At 67.1% G+C, this 20,262-nt stretch carries 19 protein-coding genes; 5 read left to right on the plus strand and 14 right to left on the minus strand.

All coding sequences use genetic code 11. The features are described from left to right. Window positions 1-26: 26 nt before the first annotated feature. The 3 genes from ACFWFP_RS17245 to ACFWFP_RS17255 all read right to left on the minus strand — a co-directional run bounded on the left by ACFWFP_RS17245 (window position 27) and on the right by ACFWFP_RS17255 (window position 3,094). Window positions 27-794: a PE-PPE domain-containing protein gene (locus tag ACFWFP_RS17245; RefSeq protein ID WP_379296111.1), complete on the minus strand. Its 768-nt coding sequence runs from the start codon at window positions 792-794 to the stop codon at window positions 27-29. A 228-nt stretch (window positions 795-1,022) separates the two neighbouring features. Next, window positions 1,023-1,592 carry an ImmA/IrrE family metallo-endopeptidase gene (locus ACFWFP_RS17250; protein ID WP_379296113.1) on the minus strand — a complete coding sequence of 190 codons (570 nt, stop codon included), beginning with the start codon at window positions 1,590-1,592 and terminating at the stop codon, window positions 1,023-1,025. A gap of 752 nt (window positions 1,593-2,344) precedes the next feature. Further along, a complete protein-coding gene (locus ACFWFP_RS17255) occupies window positions 2,345-3,094 on the minus strand; it encodes a hypothetical protein (RefSeq protein ID WP_379296115.1) in 750 nt (249 codons plus the stop codon). A gap of 324 nt (window positions 3,095-3,418) precedes the next feature. Here ACFWFP_RS17255 and ACFWFP_RS17260 point away from each other — a divergent pair, with 324 nt between their 5' ends. Further along, entirely contained in the window at window positions 3,419-3,808 is a 390-nt protein-coding gene (locus ACFWFP_RS17260) for a helix-turn-helix domain-containing protein (protein ID WP_379296117.1), read from the plus strand. A 55-nt stretch (window positions 3,809-3,863) separates the two neighbouring features. Here the strand turns inward: ACFWFP_RS17260 and ACFWFP_RS17265 are convergent, their stop codons facing one another. From ACFWFP_RS17265 to ACFWFP_RS17280, 4 genes are all read right to left on the minus strand, one after another. Further along, window positions 3,864-4,277, minus strand: a complete 414-nt coding sequence (locus tag ACFWFP_RS17265) for a hypothetical protein (protein ID WP_379296119.1) — start codon at window positions 4,275-4,277, stop codon at window positions 3,864-3,866. Window positions 4,278-4,769: 492 nt separating this feature from the next. Next, the gene (locus tag ACFWFP_RS17270) at window positions 4,770-5,300 is read right to left on the minus strand and encodes a hypothetical protein (protein ID WP_379296121.1); all 531 of its coding nucleotides are present in this window, start codon (window positions 5,298-5,300) and stop codon (window positions 4,770-4,772) included. A gap of 482 nt (window positions 5,301-5,782) precedes the next feature. Beyond that, entirely contained in the window at window positions 5,783-6,652 is an 870-nt protein-coding gene (locus ACFWFP_RS17275) for a MaoC family dehydratase (RefSeq protein WP_379296123.1), read from the minus strand. Further along, a complete protein-coding gene (locus ACFWFP_RS17280) occupies window positions 6,652-8,007 on the minus strand; it encodes a 3-oxoacyl-ACP reductase (protein ID WP_379296125.1) in 1,356 nt (451 codons plus the stop codon). Before ACFWFP_RS17280 ends, ACFWFP_RS17275 begins: the two co-directional genes overlap by 1 nt. A 206-nt stretch (window positions 8,008-8,213) precedes the next feature. Here ACFWFP_RS17280 and ACFWFP_RS17285 point away from each other — a divergent pair, with 206 nt between their 5' ends. Beyond that, complete coding sequence (locus tag ACFWFP_RS17285) at window positions 8,214-9,560, plus strand: acetyl-CoA C-acetyltransferase (RefSeq protein ID WP_379296127.1); 1,347 nt, start codon at window positions 8,214-8,216, stop codon at window positions 9,558-9,560. 72 nt (window positions 9,561-9,632) lie between these two features. On the opposite strand, the gene ACFWFP_RS17290 is transcribed toward ACFWFP_RS17285, so the two are convergent. The 4 genes from ACFWFP_RS17290 to gnd form a co-directional block, all read right to left on the minus strand. Beyond that, window positions 9,633-9,848: a hypothetical protein gene (locus ACFWFP_RS17290; RefSeq protein WP_379296129.1), complete on the minus strand. Its 216-nt coding sequence runs from the start codon at window positions 9,846-9,848 to the stop codon at window positions 9,633-9,635. 152 nt (window positions 9,849-10,000) lie between these two features. Beyond that, window positions 10,001-10,969 carry an alpha/beta hydrolase gene (locus ACFWFP_RS17295; RefSeq protein WP_379296784.1) on the minus strand — a complete coding sequence of 323 codons (969 nt, stop codon included), beginning with the start codon at window positions 10,967-10,969 and terminating at the stop codon, window positions 10,001-10,003. A gap of 116 nt (window positions 10,970-11,085) precedes the next feature. Next, window positions 11,086-11,787 (minus strand): hypothetical protein, encoded by a 702-nt coding sequence (locus ACFWFP_RS17300; RefSeq protein WP_379296131.1) that lies wholly within the window; start codon window positions 11,785-11,787, stop codon window positions 11,086-11,088. A gap of 260 nt (window positions 11,788-12,047) precedes the next feature. Continuing rightward, window positions 12,048-13,079 carry a phosphogluconate dehydrogenase (NAD(+)-dependent, decarboxylating) gene (gene gnd / locus ACFWFP_RS17305; RefSeq protein WP_379296133.1) on the minus strand — a complete coding sequence of 344 codons (1,032 nt, stop codon included), beginning with the start codon at window positions 13,077-13,079 and terminating at the stop codon, window positions 12,048-12,050. 303 nt (window positions 13,080-13,382) lie between these two features. Between gnd and ACFWFP_RS17310 the strand changes: the two genes are divergently transcribed. Further along, window positions 13,383-15,242 carry a VanW family protein gene (locus ACFWFP_RS17310; RefSeq protein ID WP_379296135.1) on the plus strand — a complete coding sequence of 620 codons (1,860 nt, stop codon included), beginning with the start codon at window positions 13,383-13,385 and terminating at the stop codon, window positions 15,240-15,242. Window positions 15,243-15,302: 60 nt separating this feature from the next. Here the strand turns inward: ACFWFP_RS17310 and ACFWFP_RS17315 are convergent, their stop codons facing one another. The 3 genes from ACFWFP_RS17315 to ACFWFP_RS17325 form a co-directional block, all read right to left on the minus strand. Then, a complete protein-coding gene (locus tag ACFWFP_RS17315; RefSeq protein WP_379296137.1) occupies window positions 15,303-16,532 on the minus strand; it encodes a DUF5685 family protein in 1,230 nt (409 codons plus the stop codon). A 48-nt stretch (window positions 16,533-16,580) separates the two neighbouring features. Beyond that, entirely contained in the window at window positions 16,581-17,180 is a 600-nt protein-coding gene (locus ACFWFP_RS17320) for a TetR/AcrR family transcriptional regulator (RefSeq protein ID WP_056823668.1), read from the minus strand. A gap of 86 nt (window positions 17,181-17,266) precedes the next feature. Further along, entirely contained in the window at window positions 17,267-18,436 is a 1,170-nt protein-coding gene (locus ACFWFP_RS17325; protein WP_379296139.1) for a glycoside hydrolase family 3 N-terminal domain-containing protein, read from the minus strand. 115 nt (window positions 18,437-18,551) lie between these two features. Between ACFWFP_RS17325 and ACFWFP_RS17330 the strand changes: the two genes are divergently transcribed. Together ACFWFP_RS17330 and ACFWFP_RS17335 are read left to right on the plus strand one after the other, a co-directional pair. Beyond that, on the plus strand, window positions 18,552-19,019 hold the full coding sequence (locus tag ACFWFP_RS17330) for a universal stress protein (protein ID WP_379296141.1): 468 nt from the start codon (window positions 18,552-18,554) through the stop codon (window positions 19,017-19,019). A 57-nt stretch (window positions 19,020-19,076) separates the two neighbouring features. Next, window positions 19,077-20,237, plus strand: coding sequence for an isochorismate synthase MenF (locus ACFWFP_RS17335; RefSeq protein ID WP_379296143.1), 1,161 nt, complete (start codon window positions 19,077-19,079; stop codon window positions 20,235-20,237). Window positions 20,238-20,262 lie beyond the last annotated feature (25 nt).

Consider the following 20,262-nt stretch of genomic DNA (forward strand, 5'->3'; position numbering starts at 1 on the left):
GTTCCTTCCCCGAGGTTTCGCGGGTCTCAGATGCGCCCTTCGGCAACATCGCGGTTCAGTGCCTGGGCGAGTGCGCGGGCGTGGCCGTAGCGGACGTAGTCACTGGTGTGCCTGCCGTCGAACAGGTAGCCGCGGGCGTAGGCGACAGCGCCGGTCCACTGACTCCAGTTCGACGGAGACCACCAGCGCTGCAGTTGTTTTCGGGTGGCGGTGTCGAGCATTCGCTGTGCCCAGCGAACCGCCGAGTTCGCGCTGGCGAAGCTGAAGAAGGCGCTCAGATCCGCGATGGTCCGCAAGGGATTGCCCGCGGGCAGTGCGGTGATGGGATCGCCGGGCGCCGCGACCCAATAGGCGGGGATACCGTCGATGGGGCGTTCGCCTACGACGCCATAGCCGCCGGGATCGGTGTCGCCGAGGTACTTGCCCGCCGGTCTGCGCGGATCGGCGATCAACGCGCAGGCGATCACCTCACGACCCGGATGTTCACCGCGGCCGATCTCCGCCGCGAGGTCACCGGCAACCGCCGCACCCTGCGAATATCCAGCCAGCACGACGAGATTCGGCGATCGGTCGATAGCGGCGAGAAGCGCCCGCTTACCTTCGGCGACGCTCTCAGCGTAGCTCACCCGCGACCCGTAGTCGGCGGGATACGGGACCATCCGAGGGGTGAACATCGCCTTGTTCAACGCGTCGATGAAGGCACCGGTGACACCGTCGCCGCCAGGATTCCAGGTTCCGCCGACCACGAGTACATCGATCGTGCGGGGCGATCCCTTCGGAGACCACAGTGACATGTTCGTACCTCTCTGAGACGTGAGTGGAGGTCCCGTTCCGGCGGAGTGCTCCGCCGGAACGGGACCGATGCGCCCCTGCGCTGCGACAACGCCTTTCGACCACAGCGAGCTGCGGGAGACGGGCGCGTCAGGGACGGGCATGCGGCGGGCTCTGAACCCGCTGGCTCGAGCGCCGACGACAAAGCCCCCGTGCCGTTTTCACGGAACGAGGGCTGAGAAGGACTGTGACTACCGGTGGTGCCGGCCGGGTGCCAGCTGGCGAAGCATCTCACCGGAGCTCGATGTCGGCCACAAGCACCGATAGGGGTATTCGGATGGCATCCCGGGCAGCCAGCCGAGGCGGTTCAGCAGATGCACCGGTATCACCGCGAATTCCTCGTTCGCGAGGTGTTGCAATCGCCAGCCGAGCAGGAACTCGGTGACTCCGAGGAGCGCGGAAACATCGGTGAGATTGTCACCGACCTCCAGCGCGTCACGCAGATGGGAGAGGGGGATGAGGCGGTGTGCCACAACATCGTGCACCTCCATCTCGATCCGGCCGCGCCATCGCTCCCCGTCGAGTGCGGCCGCCAGTTCGCGTGATTCGGCCATCTCGATGTGGGCCACGGCGTGTGCGATGACTTCGTTTCGGACATGACCGGACAGGTCGGCCTGGATAAGGACTGCGCGGTCGGCTACCGACCAATACGACACGAAGTCGAAGACCACGGCCGAATCGACCCGGATTCCCTGGTTGAACGCAGATTCTTGGGCGTTGAACCCATTGCGCTGCACCGCGATATCTTGTCGGTCCGGCATCGAGGCATCCGACTCACCTTCATCACCCATGGCAATACACAACTCTCACAACTCGGAACTCACCATGACCCGTCGCATCATCACCACCGGAGACGGTGTCAGATGCCGTATGTCAGGTCACCGAGAGGTGGTACGCGTCACCGTGGTAGGCGCCCGCAGCGAGCGCCAACGATCCACCGCACCAGCGACGACTTGGAGGTCCTCCACGCAGATGTCGGAGAGATCGACATGACCGACACGGTTCCTTCTACCTGGTATCGAGTCGTCTACCCGGTAGAGGGGGCCGCCGTCACGCGTGGGTCTCTCACCGGTCGGCTTACCGGAGTCGTCGGGAGTAAATGCATCGAATGCACCTGACACAAGTAGAACCTCACCCAGCAGCCGAAACATCGAGACTCTCGGTCGAGAGCACGCGCCCATTCTAGCGCTGACGTGAACCGAGTCCCGGTCAGGATCTGGCGGAGCCGGCGCTCGCCGGCATCGAATCGCGGTGTGCCTAAATACTTTTGGGCACGACAAATCCCGCTGGCACTAGTTTGCGCTATCGGCCACAACTTGTCAACACCGACTTTCAGAAGCTGCTAAATCCCAGGTAGACGTGGGTATTCCGATACACGAAAACGACGCGATCGGCCCGAACTGGCTGCGGCCTAAGCACTTCGGGCGCACCTGGAACACGCTGGGCCGGGCCCCACAACGCCAGCGGGGCGCCGGCAACAATCTGCCGACGCCCCGCTGGGTCACTCTGTTCGCTATGCATCTTTCGCCCGGTGCCGCGCCGGAAGGGCACGGTGCGCATCCAGAACCTCACCCACGATGAAGAGCTCCGGCCAGTCCGGCGACCAGGGCCCCGGGACCGGGCTGATCAGACCGGCCTTGCGCAATGTGCGCACCCGCCGAGCGGTGAGGTTGCGAAAACCGTCACCCAGCTCTTCGGCGAGTTTGCCGATCGCCGCCGCATGGAGGCGAACGGCTCTGGCGCGCAGGACCAGAGCCGCGTCGGCGGGCGCCAGATCGACCGGCGGACACACCACCGCTTCGGCCGCCTCGATCGCCGCGGCGAACTCGGCAGGCGCGGCTTCCACGCCCTCCGTCATCGCCAGCGCGATGATGTTGCGCTGCAACCACTCCGCCATCCCGCTGATGGTCGCGACCCCGGTGTAGTCGACGCCGCGCTGTTCGCAGACCAGCCGAACCCAGGCCACCAACACCGACTGGAGATGGTCGGCCGCGCGAGCCGCGGCCGGATTGAACGGAAGTCGTTGTTCCCGTGCGCCATTGCGCGTGCGGTAGTCCACCGTGCCGAAGCGGGTCTGGCGCGTGCGCGCGTCCGACAGGTCCTCATCCAGGTCGGGGATGTCACCGAGCATCCGGGCCAGATCCCGCGCAGCTTCCCGATCCAGGTACAGGTGGTTGTCATCGGCCCACCTGTCCAGTGGGGTCACGCCGCACGAATCCTCACGAATGCGGTTCGACGCCGTGACGGCATCGTATGGGCCCATGTACTTGCTCCTTCGGTCGATAGCGGGCCGGAGCCCCGGTCGTACCCTGCTACGCGGCCGAAATAGAGTGGCGCGCCCCCGGGCGGTGTCCAGGAGTGGCTCCTACTGGGACCCACAATCGGACACCCGTTGTATGCAACGTTGTTGCAACGCGTCTGTCAAGCCGAGGCGGCAGAGTGCTGTACCCAGTCACGTAGCACCACAAACAAACTTGCCATTCACTGTTACGATCTACATCCGGTGTGGGATTTCACTTCGCAAATTCGCAGCCGGTGCCTACATACACTTCATGCATCAGTGCAAACAATCTGCTACCCTCGATGCATGGTGAGACAACGGAGCGCGGTGGTCCCCGCCGAGGTCAGCGCCACCCTGCGACTTGCTCGCAAGGAGCGCGAGATGTCGATGGATCGCGCCGCGAAAGCAGCACGGATCAGTACGAGCCTGTGGACACAGGTCGAGAACGGGACCCAGTACAAGCGCGGTCAGAAGGTCCCCGCCAGCACCACCGCCGAGACCTTGCAGGCCATGGCCGCGGCGGTCGGTCTCGATGCCGAACCGCTGCTGACGCAGGCGGGGCTGGACCCGATCGAGACGGAGCACGTTCGGCCGCAATCCGCTGAGGGCATCGTCGACCTCTCCGGGTTGTCCGAAGGTGATCTGCGAATTGTCGCCGCTTACGTCAACGGACTTCGCGCGGCCAGACACAGCTGAGCTCGAACGACGAATGCCCCGCTCATCGCGGGGCATTCGTCGTTTGCGTACTGCGTCAGGAGGCCGGGGGAGTTTCCACCGGGGTCTCCTCCGCCGCTGCCGAACCGCTGGTCAGCGCCTTGAGGATCGCGGCCAGGCTGCCGGCGGAACCGGTGGTGGCCTCATCGCCCGTGCCGCCGGTGCCGGGATCGGTCTCGTCGGCGACCTCGGTGCCGGTCTCGGTGTCGGCCGGATCCTCGGCAGCCGCCGAACCGCTGGTGAGCGCCTTCAGGATCGCAGCCAGGCTGCCGGCCGAACCGGTGGTGGCCTCTTCACCCGTGCCGCCGGTGCCGGGGTCAGTGGCAGCCGGCGGGACCTCGTCCGCGGTAGCGATGCCCGTGCCGAACATGGCCATCCCGGCGGCGATGACGATGCCGAAGCCCAGCGTGCGAATCTTCTTCATGAAGTGAAACCCCTTGGTATTAACCATGATTGCCGACTTTGTTGCCGACTGAAAGTTTCTAACACGGTCGGCGGCACTTCTCGAGCCCGCGATTTTCGGGGCATTCGCGCAACCATTGCCACATGGTTGCTCGTCACACGTGTGGCGGCAGGACTCGTTTCGGGGATCTCATATCGATTGCCCGAAGACCGTCGTTCGGCGCCGCGAACAGGAACTCGAACAAGGTCATTGCCGCTGGACAATCGATCGATCACACGAACCGCGGCGAGATCCTCGTGGAGTAAGAGACGAGGCAGATCACCGCGCTTGTGCCGAACCCTGAGGTATTCCCAGTTACCGCTCGGCTTAGTCCATGATTGATATCACCCCGAAAACCTGTAACACGTTCAGTTTCGCGAACGATTGGGACGCAGTCGGATTCAGGTCTGCCGCCGCACGCGGTACTTGCCGGAATATATGCTGGGGATTTCCTGGTGGATAGCTGTTTACTCAGGGACCTCAGCTCGGATGGACGGCTCGCTACGACGGGCAGTTCACGGTGTACTCCCACTGGGTGTCATTCGGTCCGGTGACCCGGACACTCACCGTCGAGGACGAGCCCGCGGGCAACGACACGACTCGAGAACCAGTGCCCTGGTTGGCATTGTCGCCGACGTAGCCGGTGTCGAGCACCTGGCCGCCTTCGTAGAAGACCTGGATGCGGTCGGGAATGTTGAGGGTTTCGTAGGTCAGGACGAACGAGGTCGGTCCCGTGACGCCGAGCTGATGCGTCGTGTTGGTGACGCCGGCCCCGCCGGACTTGGTCGAGCGGTTGCACGGCTGCACGCTCTCGGACGAACCACCGCTCGAGCTGCCGCCGAGGATTCCGCTGCCGGTGTCGAGCAGATCCCCCAGAATTCCGCTGCCCGTGTCGATTACCCCGCTTCCGGTCTCACCGCTTCCGGTGTCCGCGCCTGCCGCCGCCCCGGCACTCGCGACCAGCGACAGCGCCGCCCCCACGACAGCGACCGCCCGAAGAATCCCCCGATTCGAAAGACTGATCTTGTTCACAACGCTTCCTCCACAACACTTCTCGCCACGGATCTGGATCAGGTGAACCCGCCGACGCGACCGAACGATCGCTGGGCAAGAGAAGTTCTACACGCGTTTCAAGGGGACCGGAATGCCCGAAATTCGGCCACCGCAGTGTTCAGATGCCGAATAGTTGCCCGGTGGCGCTAGTCCGCGGTATTGGCCGCCGGGCAACACCGCAAAGTCAGCCCACCGCGCCCGGGGCAATTTCTTAGCACGCAGAAGAAAACACCGGACGGTAGACCAAAATAGGCGTCAGAACGGGCCATGGCAATCGTCTAGTGAACCATTTCAGGTCGATGAGTAAAGTCACAGCAATTGCCCGTAACGACACCTATCGGCATAACGATCGGCGCAGCACTCGAAAGCGCAAGGCCCCGAACACAATCCCGGTTCACCTGCCCGGATACCGACAAGGGCCGCACACCCCCCTGGAGTGTGCGGCCCTTGCCGGTGGAGACTCAACGCAAGGTTGCGGTGAGGTGTGGGTAACCCTTCTTGGGGTGCAGGATGGAGAGGTCCCAGCCGGATCCGGCCTGGTCGGCGTAAATGTTCACCGAGGACGGAAGGAAGATCGGCTTGCCGAACTTGACCGCGTAGGTGGTCTTTTCGGGGACACGACCCTCGATGGTGCCGAGAATCGCGGCGGCCGACCACATGCCGTGGGCGATGGTCTGCGGGAAACCCATTGCCTTGGCGCCGATTCCGGACACGTGGATCGGGTTGTGGTCGCCGGACGCGGCGGCGTAGCGGTTGATCATTTTCTGATCCACCCGCTGCACACGCAGCGGCGGCGGGGGCACCTCGTCGGCGGGAGGCGCCGACTTGGGACCGCCCGACAGGGACATGCGCTGCTGGTGCAGGAAGGTGGTCACCTGGCGCCAGACGAGCTCACGGCCCACGCTGATCTCCGTGATCGCGTCCACCAGAAGCCCTTTCGGGTGTTCGCGGAGGTTCTCGATGTGAGTGGAGAAATCGAGGGGCTCGGCAACCGAGATCTCGCGGGTGCGTTCGATGACGTTCTCGAAGTGCACCGCGCCCACCGCGCTGAACGGGAAATCCCGCGCGACGACGAGTTGCATCGCCAGCGGGAAGCTGAGGATGAACGGGTACGTCAGCGGCAGGGTGTCGCTGAAACGCAGGCCGGTGGCATGGCAGTACGCGGCGAGATGGTCGGGGTCGACCCGCACGCCCTCGAGGACAACTCGACGGTCGGGCAGGGTCGGCTTGCGCGCCGACAGCGGACCAGGCAGCGGGATGGCGCCCAGCGCCGCCTTGGCGTACAGGCCGCCGTTCTTGGGAACCCCGGTGAGGGTGATCGTCTGGGTCATCAGGCGCCGATCAGGCTCTGACCGCAGACACGAACCACGTTGCCGCTCACCGCGTTCGACGCGGGGCTCGCGAAGTAGGCGATGGTCTCGGCGACGTCGACGGTCTGGCCACCCTGCAGCAGCGAGCTCATCAGGCGACCGGCCTCACGGGTGCCGACGGGGATGGCGGCGGTCATCGCAGTCTCGATGAAGCCGGGCGCCACCGCGTTGATGGTGATGCCCTTCTCGGCCAGCACCGGCGACTCGGCGTCGACCATGCCGATGACGCCGGCCTTGGACGCGCCGTAGTTGGTCTGGCCACGGTTGCCCGCGATGCCCGCGATGGAGGACACGTCGATCACGCGGCCACCTTCCTTGAGCACGCCCTTGGCGACGAGGCCGGAGGTGATGCGATGCGGGGCAGCGAGATTGACGTTGATCACCGAGCTCCAGCGGCCCTCGTCCATGTTGGCGAGCAGCTTGTCGCGGGTGATGCCGGCGTTGTGGACGACGATGTCGATGCCGCCGAAACGCTCGGTGGCGAAGTCGGCCAGACGCTCGGCGGCGTCGGGCGCGGTGACGTCGAGGGCCAGCGCGGTGGCGCCGATCTTGTTCGCGGTGTCGGACAGCGCCTCGCCCGCGGCGGGGATGTCGGCGACGATCACGGTGGCGCCGTCACGGGCGAACACCTCGGCGATGGTGGCGCCGATACCGCGCGCGGCACCGGTGACGACCGCGACCTTGCCCGCGAGCGGCTTGTCCCACGACGCCGGGGCGACCGAATCGGCGGAACCGACCCGGATGACCTGACCGTCGACGAAGGCCGACTTACCCGAGAGCAGGAAGCGCAGGGTCGACTCGAGGCCGGTCGCGGCGGCGCCCGCTTCGGGGTGCACGTAGACGAGCTGGCCGGTCGCGCCACGCAGCAGCTCCTTGGCGACCGAACGGGTGAAGCCCTCGAGCGCGCGCTGGGCGATCTGCTCGTCGACCGAGCCGACCAGTTCGGGGGTGGTGCCGAGAACCACGACCCGGCCCGACGGGGCGAGGCTGCGCATGGCGGGCTGGAAGAACTCGAACAGCTGCGCGAGCTTGTCGATCGAATCGATGCCGGTGGCGTCGAAGACCAGCGCGCCGTACTTGGTGCCCGAGTCGAGCGAGTCCGCGACGGTGTAATCCGACAGCAGCGCGCGGACCGGCTCGGCCAGGCGACCCTTGCCGCCGAGCAGCACCGGGCCGGGCAGCGCGGGCTCGCCCGCCTTGTAGCGGCGCAGCTCGGCCGGCTGCGGGAGGCCCAGCTTGCTCGCGAGGAACGCGCCGGGGGCGGAGTGGATGAAAGATCCGTAGAGGTTCGGTGCACCCTTGCTCTTGGCTGCCACTGTTCCTACCTTCTCTGTGCTCGACGAGTGTGGTGACCGTGCTCCGCCCAGTGTCCCCCGTGTAAGCGCACACTTGCGGGTACGGTGTCGACAACGAACTTACTCCGGAGTAAGTTTAATGTAAACCGATACGACGCCGCGACCGCACGGGGGCCGATTCCAGCGGCCGGCGTTACCCGGAACCGACGAGACCATGGAGAACTCGAGTGACAAGCAAAGCCCGCTCGGCGACGCCCAAGGCCAGCACTGCTAAGACGAGCACTGCCAAGGCCGCCAAGACTCAGCGCCCGATCGCCATCGTTGGCGGCAACCGCATCCCGTTCGCGCGCTCCGACAAGGCCTACGCCAAGGCGTCCAATCAGGACATGTTCACCGCCGCCCTCGATGGGCTGGTCAGCCGGTTCGGTCTGCAGGGCGAGCGCCTCGGCATGGTCGTCGGCGGCGCTGTGCTCAAGAAGGTCGGCGAGCACAGCCTGATTCGTGAGAGCGTGCTCGGCTCGAAGCTCTCGCCCTACACCCCCGCCCACGACCTGCAGCTCGCCTGTGGCACCGGTCTGCAGTCGATCGTCACCGTCGGCGACGCGATCGCGCTGGGTCGCATCGAGTCCGGCATCGGCGGCGGCGCCGACACCACCTCCGACGCGCCGATCGGCGTGAGCGAGGACATGCGCGAGTGGATGCTCACCGCCAACCGCGCCAGGACCACCAAGGACAAGGTCAAGCTGGTCGGCCAGCTGCGCCCCTCGATGCTCGGTATCGAGATCCCGCGCAACGCCGAGCCGCGCACCGGCCTGTCGATGGGTGAGCACGCCGCCATCACCGCGAAGGAATTCGGCGTCGCCCGCGAGGCGCAGGACGAGCTGGCCTACCTCTCGCACAAGAACATGGCGGCCGCCTACGACCGTGGCTTCTTCGACGACCTGATCACCCCGTTCCTCGGCCTGACCCGCGACGACAACCTGCGTCCCGGCTCCACCGTGGAGAAGCTGTCGACCCTGAAGCCGGTGTTCGGCGTCAAGGCAGGCGACGCCACCATGACCGCGGGCAACTCGACCCCGCTCACCGACGGCGCGTCCGCGGTGCTGCTGTCCACCGACGAGTGGGCGGCCGAGCGCAACCTGCCGGTGCTGGCCCACCTGGTCGACTCCGAGGTCGCCGCGGTGGACTACATCCACGGCCCCGACGGCCTGCTGATGGCGCCCACCTACGCGGTCGCCCGCCTGCTGGCCCGCAACGGCCTGACCCTGCAGGACTTCGACTACTACGAGATCCACGAGGCCTTCGCCTCCGTGGTGCTGGCCACCCTGGCCGCGTGGGAGTCCGACGCCTACTGCAAGGAGCGCCTCGGCCTCGACGGCGCGCTCGGCTCCATCGACCGCAGCAAGCTCAACATCAACGGCTCCTCGCTCGCCGCGGGCCACCCGTTCGCCGCGACCGGCGGCCGCATCGTCGCCTCGACCGCGAAGATGCTGGCGGAGAAGGGGTCCGGCCGCGCGCTGGTCTCCATCTGCGCCGCCGGCGGCCAGGGTGTCGTCGCGATCATCGAGCGCTAGTCCGCGCTGATCACACAGCCACGGCGGGTGGTCTCCGGCTTTCGGAGACCACCCGCCGTTCGTTGTCAGACCTCAGCGGCACATCGGGTTCGGGTGCGGCTGCGACGACCCCCAAGGTCCGCAGATGATGAGCTTCAAAAGGCCGAGTGGAATGTCGATCGCGGCGGAACCGGTTCCGGCGGAGCCTGATTCGGCTACGACCGCTGGTTGCGCGGGGGCGGCGAGCGCGGTGGGCGCGCCCGCGGCGATTCCGGCGACAGCCACGGTGGCAACAAGGACTCGGATCATTCGACGATGCATGATAAGCCTTTCGGGGGACAAACTGAGCGAAGCTGATAAACACATCGAGCGCCTCGATACGAGCGTTATCCATAACTTCCAGGGGCTTGACGGCTTGAATTGCCCAGTGCTACAAGCCATTCAAGTTTCGCGATGCACTGTCAGCTCGCGTCGATAGCGGCGGCGAGAAGCGGCCAGGAGTTGTGTAGGTCCTGTTCCCAATACCGCCAGGTATGGGTGCCGGCGGGGCGGAATTCGGTGTGGGCGGGGATGTTCAGCTCCGCCAGGCGCGCGGCGAGACGCTGGGTGCACTGGTTGGCGGCGGCTTCGATGGCGCCGCCGAGAAGAATCTGATCGGTCATGCCGATGACCTTTCCCGGCGTCGCACCGGGCGGCAGAGTTTCAGCGACGCCGGGGAGCCCGTTGGCGCTGGACAGGTAGATTGCCTTGCCGCGCAGCCGTTCCGCATTGCGGAAGGCGTCGTTCGCGCGCCAGGCGGGGTCGCCGGGCGGGCCCCACATGTTGGCGGGGTCGGCGCCACCGCGGGCGAGGACGACATCGATATAGGCGCGGCTGACCGGATCGTCGACCGAGGCGCAGCCGCTGTAGGAGCCGACGGCGCGGTAGCGGTCGGGGGCGGCGATGGCCAGGTTGAGGACCGCCGTGGCCGACATCGACAGGCCCGCGATGGCATTCACGCCGGTGGTACCCAAGGTGGCGTCGATGATCGGCGGGAGTTCCTCGGTGAGGAAGGTCTGCCATTTGTTGCGGCCGAGCTTCGGATCGTCGCGCTGCCAATCGGTGTAGTACGAGAACGCCCCCGCCGCCGGGGTCACCACGTTGACGTTCTTGTCGGCGAAGAACTGCACGATGTCGGTCTGGTTGTACCAGTTCGCGATGTCCTCGCCGCCGCCCGCGCCGTTGAGCAGATACAGCGTCGGGCGTGGCGCGCTGGTGTCGTGGGGCGTGATGACCTGCAGCGGGATCACCCGGTCCATGGACGCGGAGTACACGTGCAGCGTCTGCTGCCGCTGGCCGGGCCGCTCGATCCGGTCCAGCCGCGATCCGTCCGCGCCGGCGGTCCCGACGGCGACGACCGACAGCGCGATGACGGCGAGCGCGGTCAGCACCGCCCGCTTACAGGGGAACACGAGTCCTCACAGAGTTCGACAATGAGTGCGCCACACAAAGAATGGTTCGCCGGGACGGCAGCGCGAGACCGCCCCGGCGACCAGGTGCCAGACGATCAGCTACCGATCAGATCGCCCAGCACGTCGGAGATGATGTCGCTCAGCGAGCCGGTGGAGCTCAGCTGGCCATCATCGGAACCCAGCCCGTTGTCACCGAGGCTGCCGATCACCGTCTCGCCGGCGTTGGCGCCGCGGGCGGTGAAACAGGCGGTGAGGCCGGGCATCTCATTGCTGACGCCCACGGTGCCCGCGACCCCGACGCCACCGCTGGTGACCATCTGGCCCGCCTTGACGCCGCTGGGCACCGGGTAGGTGATGGTCAGGGTGACCGGGTTGCCCGAGTTGACGAACCAGCCGGTGCTCGTGACCTTCCAGCCGCCGGCGTTGGGCTCGGCGGTGACGTCCTCGGTGACCTGGCCGCCGATCGCGTGATAGGCGGTGATGGTGGTCTTGGTCGGTGCGCCGAACCCGACCGGCGGGAAGTCGGTGATGGTGTTGACGTACGGGTTGCCGATCCCGGTGGTTCCGACGATCACCTTGTAGGTGACCGAGGTGCCGACGCCGATCTGCTCGGCGCTCGCGATCTTGTCGTAGACGTGGGTGATGCCTACGGTGCTCGCATCTTTCTTCTGCGCGTGACTGCTCACCGCGCAGGTGGCGTCGGCGGCGGCGACGCCGGATCCAAGGCCGACACCGACACCGGCGACGACCAGGGCGGCGGTGGCGACGCCCGCGGCGATACGCGAAGTCCGGAACATGATTTTCCTCCAAAGCCCCGGGCGAGACGACCGGGGCGAATTCCTCATCAGGTGGGCTTTCCCCCCTCTGACCACAAGGTATAGGTCCGACTGGACGCTTGTCCTGGAAAAGAAGAACGTGTTCTTATTTTGTGGAACATCGCCGTTTTACTCTCCCGCACGGGTAGCATCCGAGGATTTCGGTCCACTCGAATCAACCCGGAAAAGCCACAACCGGCCTCCGTCTGACGACGAAAGGCCGGTTGTGGGCGTCCAGGGGGCTACTTCTGCGGCAGCTCGTTGTGGCCACCGAACGCCTTCCGCATGGCCGAGAGCATCTTGTCGGCGTACAGGGCCTGGCCGCGGGAGGAGAAGCGCTGGTAGAGGGCGGCGGAGAGCACCGGGACGGGAACCGCGGTGTCGATGGCGGCGTCGATGGTCCAGCGACCTTCGCCGGAGTCGGAGACGCGGCCGCTGTAGGTGTCCAGGTCAGGGTCGGTGACCAGGGCCGACGCGGTGAGATCGAGGAGCCAGGAGGCCACGACCGAGCCGCGGCGCCACACCTCGGTGATCGCCGGGATGTCCAGGTCGTACATGTAGTACTCGGGGTGCTCCATCGGCGTCTCCTCGGCGGAGTGCTCACCGTGCAGGTACTCCGAGCCCGCGTTGGCGTGCTTCAGGATGTTGAGACCCTCGGCGTAGGCGCCCATCGCGCCGTATTCGATGCCGTTGTGCACCATCTTCACGAAGTGACCCGCACCGTGCGGACCACACAGCAGGTAGCCCTTCTCGGCCTGCGACAGCTCACCGGTGCGACCGGGGGTGCGCGGGGCCGAATCGTAGCCGGGGGCGATGGTCGCCAGCAGCGGCTCCAGGTAATCGACCTGAGCCTTGTTTCCGCCGATCATCAGGCAGTACCCGCGCTGTAGGCCGAACACGCCGCCCGAGGTGCCGATGTCCAGGTAGTGAATACCCTTGGGCTCCAACGCCTTCGCACGCTTGATGTCCTCGTGGTAGCGGCTGTTGCCGCCGTCGATGATGATGTCGCCCGGCTCGAGCAGCTCGGCGACGTCCTCGATCACCTTGCCGGTGGCACCGGCGGGAATCATCACCCACACCACGCGGGGCACCTCGAGCAGCCCGATGAACTCGGCCAGGTCGGTCGTGCCGCGGAACTTGTCGCCGAGCTCGGACTCCAGCTCGGGGATCGGCCCTTGGTGGCGCTCGTAGCCGACGGCGGTGTGCCCGTCGCGCACGATCCGGCGCACGATGTTGGCACCCATCCGGCCGAGGCCGATCATTCCCAGCTGCATCAGTTCTCCTCGTTTGTCCGGTCCGTGGTGTCGAGTCTCACCCCGATTGTCTCGCGCCGCCGGGTCGTCGCCCGTGGCGGCGTCGGCCCGCGCGCCGAAATTCCTCCGAATGGGCTGTAACGCCCCGCTCCGAGCCCCGATAAACAGATCGGCTCCGTGTAGTTGCCAGACCCCCGACCCGGCAACTACGCGGAGCCTTTCTGCTGCCCCCACCCGGTTGCCGAGCTGCCGAGCGCGCCGAAGCGCGTTACCCTCGGGCCGGACCCCGCAAACATTCGGGGCCAACCTAACGGAAGGACCTCCGTGCCCAGCGAGTCGACCGCCGGACAACCGGCCGACCGAAGGGGCGAGGTCGGATTACGCAAGCTGCTCGAATCAAATCGCACTTTCGATCCGGACACCACCGCCCTTACGCAGCCCTTGAACACCGTGACCCGCGACCGCTGGTCACCCACCCCCGGCCCGGCAGGCCCGCCCCCGCCGACCCCGCCGGGCAACCAGCAGCTGATCAAGCGAATCGGGATCGCGGTCGGCGCCGTGCTGGCCGTCGGAACCGCCGCCTACCTGGCCGACCTCGCGTTGAGCACGGGTGAGGTGGCGCGCGGCGTCGTCGTCGCCGGTATCGACATCGGCGGGATGGACCAGGCCGAAGCCGACGCGCTGCTGCACACCGAGCTCGGCCCCAAGGCCGAGCGGCCGCTACCCGTGCGGATCGGCGATGTGCAGGCGAGCATGGTGCCCGCCACCGCCGGTCTGTCGGTGGACTACGACCGCACCTGGGACGCCGTCGGCAGCCAGCCGCTGAACCCGGTGAGCCGACTGATCTCGCTCTTCGGCACCCGCGAGGTTCCGGTGTCGAGCACGGTCGACACCGCGGCCCTGGACGCACAGCTCGAGAGCTTCCGCGTCCACGACAACCCGACCGTCGAAGGCACGGTGCGGTTCGAGAACGGCAGGCCGGTCGCGGTCGCGCCGGTGCCGGGCCGGGTGCTCGACACCGAGGCCGCGCGCGCCACCATCACCGACCGCTGGGCCGCGAGCAGCCAACTGGATCTGCCCGTGGTGGCCGCACCCGTCGCCGTGCGCACCGATGCCGTACAGGCGGCGCTGCGCGATATCGCGACACCGGCGGTCGCGGCACCGATCACCTTGTCCGGCAAGGATCTTCAAGCCTCGCTGACCACCGGCCAGATCGCCGACGTCCTCGGTTTCGTCCCCGACGGCAACGGCGGGCTGGCTCCCCGGATCAACAACGACGCCGTCATCGCCTTGCTCGCACCGCAATTGGCGAAGTCCGAGGTGGAACCCAAGGACGCCACCTTCACCGCGGGCGCGGGTAAGCCGACCGTCGTGCCCGCCGTGGTCGGCGAGAAGGTCGACTGGCCCAAGACGCTGGAGAAGCTGCCCGCCCTGCTCACTCAGCCGGGTCCGCGCACCAGCCCGGTGGTGTATCAGCGCATCGAGCCCAAACTCACCACCGAGGCCGCCAACGGGCTCGGGGTCAACGAGATGATCGGCCAGTTCACCACCGGCGGCTTCAGCGGACCCTCCGGGGTGAACATCCGCACGGTCGCCGCCAAGGTCGACGGCGCGGTGGTCAAACCGGGAGATACGTTCTCGCTCAACGAATTCACCGGCCCGCGTACCGCCGCGGAAGGCTATGTGGAGTCCGGCATCATCGACAAGGGCAGGCCGAGCACCGCGGTCGGCGGCGGCATCAGCCAGTTCGCCACCACGCTCTACAACGCGGCCTACTTCGCCGGGATGGAAGACGGCGGGCACACCGAGCACAGCTACTACATCTCGCGCTACCCGGCCGCGCGCGAGGCGACGGTGTTCGACGGCGCGATCGACCTGGCGTTCCGCAACACCGGCACGACCGGTGTCTACATTCAGGCGGTCGCCACCGGCTCCGAGATCACTGTGCGGTTGTGGGGCACCAAAACCGTGAACGTGGAATCGATTACGGGTGAGAAGTCGAAGCCGACCGAACCCAACGAGGTCGTGCTGCCCAAGGGCAAGGACTGCATCGCCTCCGAGGGCGCGCCCGGCTTCACCATCTCCGACACCAGGGTGATCACCGACGCCAAGTCCGGCGCCCAGGTGTCGCGGCATACGCGGACGGTGAAGTACGACCCCATCCCGGTCGTCAAGTGCGAGTAGGGGTTCGATAGCGGCAGGCTCGCGCGGTAGGCGGATTCGCCACCGCGCGAGCCTTTTTCGTCAGCAGTTGCAATCGCAGCTGCAGTCGCCGCAGCAGCAGTCTTCGCCACAACAGTTGCCGCAGCACTCACCGCAATCGCAGCAACTGCCGCAGTCGCAGCGCTTGGCCCAGGCGTCTTTCTGTTCGCCGGTGCAGGGGCTGGTGTGGTCGACACAGCAGGCCATGCCGGTGCAGTAGACGCCGAGGACCAGTCCGCTCGCCTTGAACGGCCCCGGCCTGCCCGGGCGCCGGCCGGGCGGGGACGGAAACTCGTACGGCGAATGCTGTTGCGCCGTAACAGGAGTACGGCACACGTGCCCGACCGCGATGCCGAGTCCTTGGCCGAGGCGGCGCAGCAGGCTCGCCAGCGGATCGAGCAGCGCCCAGCGCACGGTCGGCAGCTGGTCGAGTTCGGCCTCGGACGCGGCCCGCCGGATGCGGGATTCGCTCTCGCGCAGCAGATCGTAGGCGCGGGGCATATCCGTGCCGGTCGCCTCCAGCGGATTGAAACGGCCACGGGCGCGGTCGCGCTCCAGGTCTTCGATGGCGTCGGCCAGATGCGCGATGCGACCGACGTGCCGACCGATTTCCTCCAGGGCGGCAACATTTTCCGGGCGGCCGGCCAATGTCGCGGTATGCCCGAACAGGGTGGCCGCGCAGAGCTGTGTCGGACCGGTGAGATCGTCGAGCGTGATCACTCGAACGGCCTCGATGCCCCGGCCGTGCACCACGGGCCGCAAGCCGGCGTCGGCAGCTCGCGCTTCGAGTGCGGACTGAGAGGCGATCGCCGCGAGCATCGGCTGCACGTCGAGCCCGATCAGATCGGCTTGCCGCTGCGCTCGCACCGCCCAGGTGTTCGACACCCTGCGCAGCGGACGACGGGTGGCAGCGGAGGTATCGCCGTCGTCGACATGATCGCGAATCTTGGCCGCGCCCAGCAACAGTGACGCGGTGGCGGCCAACTGCACGCCGGGCGCGTTCGCGGCGACCACCGACGCGCGCTTCATCCCGCGCAGCGGACACGGACCCGCGCTCGTGCGCGCACCGGCAGCCGACTGCGCCTCGGTGAGCACACTGAGCACGATCGCATCGGTATTGGTTGCCGCCCGCGCCAGCTGACCGTGCCCGTCCCGCAGACCCAGACACAGCCCGCACATGTGTGCCTGCCACTGCCCCGGATCGATGCCATATTTCGCCGCGCCGTGCGCACACGGCTTCAACACACCGAACACTGCCACCCCGTCTGTCATGAAACGTCAACCGTGCACGATCGCAGCCGACGGGGCGGGGCGCAACCGCTAGTCGGTCTTCTTCCGGCCGGCCAGACCGCGCCAGGCGAGATCGTCGAGCAGGTCGACCGCCTCGGCCACTTCGATCCGGCCGCTCGCGACCCGGTCGGCGATGGCCTCGCCCGCACCGATCACCGCCGCCGCGACGACCTCGAAATTGGTGCCGGGGTCGGCGTTCTTGGCGCTGGATTCCAGCAGTTTCGCGGTGAGCTCGATGACGCGCTCACGGGCATTGTCGATTTCGGAGGCAAATGTTTGCTGTCCGATAGCCTGACGGTAGAGAACCTGCCAGGACTGCCGATTGCGATCGACGAAATCGAGGAAACCCTCGAGCGCGGTGCGGACCTGTTCGTGCGGGGTCAACTGCGGGTTGCCCGCGGGTGCGACGGCTTCGATGAAACGGAGACCCTCGCGCTGGATGCAGGCCCGGAACAGCTCATCCTTGGAGCCGTAGTACAGGTAGAGCATGGGTTTGGAGATCTTCGCCTCGGCGGCGATGGCATCCATCGACGTGTCGTGGAAGCCCTTGCGTGCGAATACCTCGACGGCGGCATCGAGCATCTGTTGCTCGCGAACTGCCCGGGGAAGTCGCTTGGTCCCGCCTGCCATCCACTCTCCTACCGCAGGGTGAACCACCTATCTTACTCCAAGGTAAGTTCACCCGCGCTCATTTGCCGCACAGTCGCCGGGCGCGATCAGCAGCCCAGCGCTACGCCCTTGTAGCGCGCCATCCGCAGTACGGAAGTGTCGACCCGGTCGGCGGGCAGTTTGCCACTAGAGACCGACTGTTCCAAACGGTCGAGCACCTGCGGGACCGCGTCGCTGCTGATCCACAGCGCGTTGTCGGCGCCCGCGACGAGCGTGGCCTCGACCGCGTCGGCGATGGACATGCGGGCGGTGATGGCGGCCATGCCGCTGAGATCGTCGGTGAAGATCGGGCCGTTGTAGGGCGCGGCGCCGTAGCCCTTGCCCTCGCGCAGCAGCGTCATCGCGGCCGGGCTGATGCTGGCGGGCACGTCGGGCTCGGTCAGGCCGGGCACGTCGAGGTGGCCGACCATCACCGCCGCGCCGGAGTCCACCAGCTCGCGGAACGGCACCAGGTCGGTGTTCTGCATCTGGTCCAGCGGCGGGGTGGTCACGGCGCCGGTGTGCGAGTCACCGGAACCGGAGCCGTGGCCGGGGAAGTGCTTGATCACCGAACCGAGGCCCACCTCGTTGGCCGCGCGGATGTAGGCGTCCGCGAATTCGGTGACGACCTTCGGGTCGTCGCTGAAGGAGCGGTCGCCGATCACGCTGTCGTCGGGCTGGCTGCTCACATCGACGTCGGGAGCGAAATCGACGGTAATGCCCAGATCCTTCAGCGCCTTCGACCTGGTCAGCGTGAACTGGTAGTACTGCTCAGGGGTTTGGGTCTGCGCGATCTCACGAGCCGACGGCGCGGCGCCGATCACGTTCTTCGCGCGCGAGACCCGCCCGCCCTCTTCGTCGATGGTCACCATCAGCGGGACCTTGGCCTGGGCCTTCACCGCGTCGAGCGCCGACTTGTCGAGCAGGCTCGGATCGGTCCAGCTGCCGACGAAGATGCCGCCCACCTGCTCCGAACTCACCACGTTCGACGCGTCCGCCGAACCGGTGATGCCGACGGTCAGCAGCTGGGCCAGCTTCTCCCGCTGGGAGAGCTTGGCGAGATAGTCTGCGCCGCAATTGCTTTGGATCGGAGTCGCCGACGTGGACGAACTCGGCTCCCCGGGGGCGGCCACTGCGCTGCTGCTCGCCGCGGGCGTCGTCTCGCTCGACGAACCTCCCGAACAGGCGGTGGCAACGGTGGCGAGGACTGCGAACACGACCACAGGCGATTTCCGCATGCGCTCCACGGTAGCTCGCTACCGACACCAACCACACCACCGCGGTTCTGATTGATACCTCCCAGGCCGGGGTAATCTGAGGGAAAAGCCGCTCCGACCAGCGCAGGAGGTCGTCATGGCATGCGATCGGATGCTCATCGCCTACGACGGTTCCGAACACGCCAAACGCGCCATCGAGTATGCCGGGCGATTCCTGACCGCCGACCGCGCGATTCTGCTCACCGCCTGGGAACCGATGGTGCGCCAAGCCGCGCGCATCTCCGGGCTCGCCGGGGTGATGCAGCCGGACTGGGTGCCCGACGAGGAGGTGGAGGACATCGCCTACTCCGACGCCCGCAAGATCAACGCCGAGGGCGTGCACCTGGCGAAACTGGCCGGAATCGACGCCGAACCGCGCACCGCCGAATGCACCACCACGATCTGGAACGCCATCGTGGACTGCGCCGATGAGCTCGACGTCGACATCATCGTCGCCGGTACGCGCGGTTCTACGGGGTTGCGCGCGCTGTTGCACAGCAGCGTCGCCGAGGCCGTTCTCAAGCACGGGCACCGGCCGGTCTTCCTGGTTCCACCGGAGCAGTGAGAGTTCCGTCGCTCTCCCGGATCGACGCCACATCGGCGGCGTTATGGTCGAAGCACCATGAACGAATTCCTGCTCGCTCGACCCGACGCGGTGTTGCGGACGTCAGGGGTGCACAAGGCCTACTCCGACCCGCGCGAGGCAGCGGCGACACTGCGCGCGTGGCAGAGCCGGTCCGGCCCCGGCGACGTCACCGATTCGGCCGGGAAACGGCAGGACTCGCCCGGTGCGGCACCGGCATTGCTCGTCGGAGCGCTCCCTTTCGATCCGCGCGAGCCCGCGGCACTCTGGCAACCGGAGACGGCGCTGCACACCGCGGGACCATGGCGCCCCGCGGCGCTCCCGGAATTACCCGGAGTGCGGGTGGCGGCCGAAATACCCAGTGCGGCAGAGCATGTTGCGCGCGTGACGGAACTGGTCGAGCAACTGGGCGACCCCGCGAACGAACTGCGCAAGGTAGTGGCCGCACGGTCGATTGTGCTGGAGGCCGACGCGCCGCTCGACCCCGAAGTGCTGGCGGCACACCTGCTGACCAGGCATCCGAATGCCGCGGTGTACGCGGTCGACCTGTCCGCGGCGGGTCGACCCGGCGAGACGCTGATCGGGGCGACGCCCGAGGTGCTGGTCGCGCGGCACGGCGACCGCGTCAGCCTGCATCCGCTGGCCGGGACCCTGCCGCGCCGCGCCGATCCGGCCGAGGACGCGGCCCAGGCGCGCGAACTGCTGTCCAGTACGAAGAATCACGACGAGCACGCCTTCGTCATCGACTGGATCCGGCAGCAACTGACCCCCGTCTGCGCGGAACTGCACATCCCCGACGCGCCCGAACTGCTCAGCACCGAACAGGTCTGGCACCTGGCCACCCCCGTTCACGGCGTACTGCGTGACCCGGCGACCACCGCCCTCGACCTGGCCCTGCTGCTGCACCCGACCCCCGCCGTCAACGGCACCCCGTTCACCGCGTCCCTGGATGCGATCGCGGCCGGCGAGCCCCGGCGCGGCTTCTACGGCGGCGCGGTGGGCTGGTGCGGTGACGACGGCGACGGCGAATGGGTCGTGGCGATCCGCGGCGGCGAGCTCTCCGCCGATCGGCGGACGCTGCGGGCGAGCGCGGGCGGCGGGATCGTCGCGGCGTCGGATCCACGCGCCGAGCTGGCCGAGACGACCGTCAAACTTCGCACCCTGCTGAGTGCCCTGCGTTGCGAGCTGCCCAACGACTGACCGAGCCCGGCAGACCTGCTAGGTT

This window comes from Nocardia sp. NPDC060249 (assembly GCF_042728755.1).
In the GTDB taxonomy this organism is placed as follows: Bacteria; Actinomycetota; Actinomycetes; order Mycobacteriales; family Mycobacteriaceae; genus Nocardia.

Excerpts from the sequence above, each read along its gene's own strand:
- ACFWFP_RS17260 (WP_379296117.1), top strand. The coding sequence starts at position 3,419 with ATGGTGAGACAACGGAGCGCGGTGGTCCCCGCCGAGGTCAGCGCCACC.
- ACFWFP_RS17255 (WP_379296115.1), bottom strand. The coding sequence starts at position 3,094 with ATGGGCCCATACGATGCCGTCACGGCGTCGAACCGCATTCGTGAGGAT.
- ACFWFP_RS17300 (WP_379296131.1), bottom strand. The coding sequence starts at position 11,787 with ATGTTCCGGACTTCGCGTATCGCCGCGGGCGTCGCCACCGCCGCCCTG.
- ACFWFP_RS17315 (WP_379296137.1), bottom strand. The coding sequence starts at position 16,532 with ATGACAGACGGGGTGGCAGTGTTCGGTGTGTTGAAGCCGTGTGCGCAC.
- ACFWFP_RS17290 (WP_379296129.1), bottom strand. The coding sequence starts at position 9,848 with ATGATCCGAGTCCTTGTTGCCACCGTGGCTGTCGCCGGAATCGCCGCG.
- ACFWFP_RS17325 (WP_379296139.1), bottom strand. The coding sequence starts at position 18,436 with ATGCGGAAATCGCCTGTGGTCGTGTTCGCAGTCCTCGCCACCGTTGCC.
- ACFWFP_RS17245 (WP_379296111.1), bottom strand. The coding sequence starts at position 794 with ATGTCACTGTGGTCTCCGAAGGGATCGCCCCGCACGATCGATGTACTC.
- ACFWFP_RS17335 (WP_379296143.1), top strand. The coding sequence starts at position 19,077 with ATGAACGAATTCCTGCTCGCTCGACCCGACGCGGTGTTGCGGACGTCA.
- ACFWFP_RS17320 (WP_056823668.1), bottom strand. The coding sequence starts at position 17,180 with ATGGCAGGCGGGACCAAGCGACTTCCCCGGGCAGTTCGCGAGCAACAG.
- ACFWFP_RS17250 (WP_379296113.1), bottom strand. The coding sequence starts at position 1,592 with ATGCCGGACCGACAAGATATCGCGGTGCAGCGCAATGGGTTCAACGCC.
- ACFWFP_RS17330 (WP_379296141.1), top strand. The coding sequence starts at position 18,552 with ATGGCATGCGATCGGATGCTCATCGCCTACGACGGTTCCGAACACGCC.
- gnd (WP_379296133.1), bottom strand. The coding sequence starts at position 13,079 with ATGCAGCTGGGAATGATCGGCCTCGGCCGGATGGGTGCCAACATCGTG.
- ACFWFP_RS17275 (WP_379296123.1), bottom strand. The coding sequence starts at position 6,652 with ATGACCCAGACGATCACCCTCACCGGGGTTCCCAAGAACGGCGGCCTG.
- ACFWFP_RS17265 (WP_379296119.1), bottom strand. The coding sequence starts at position 4,277 with ATGGTTAATACCAAGGGGTTTCACTTCATGAAGAAGATTCGCACGCTG.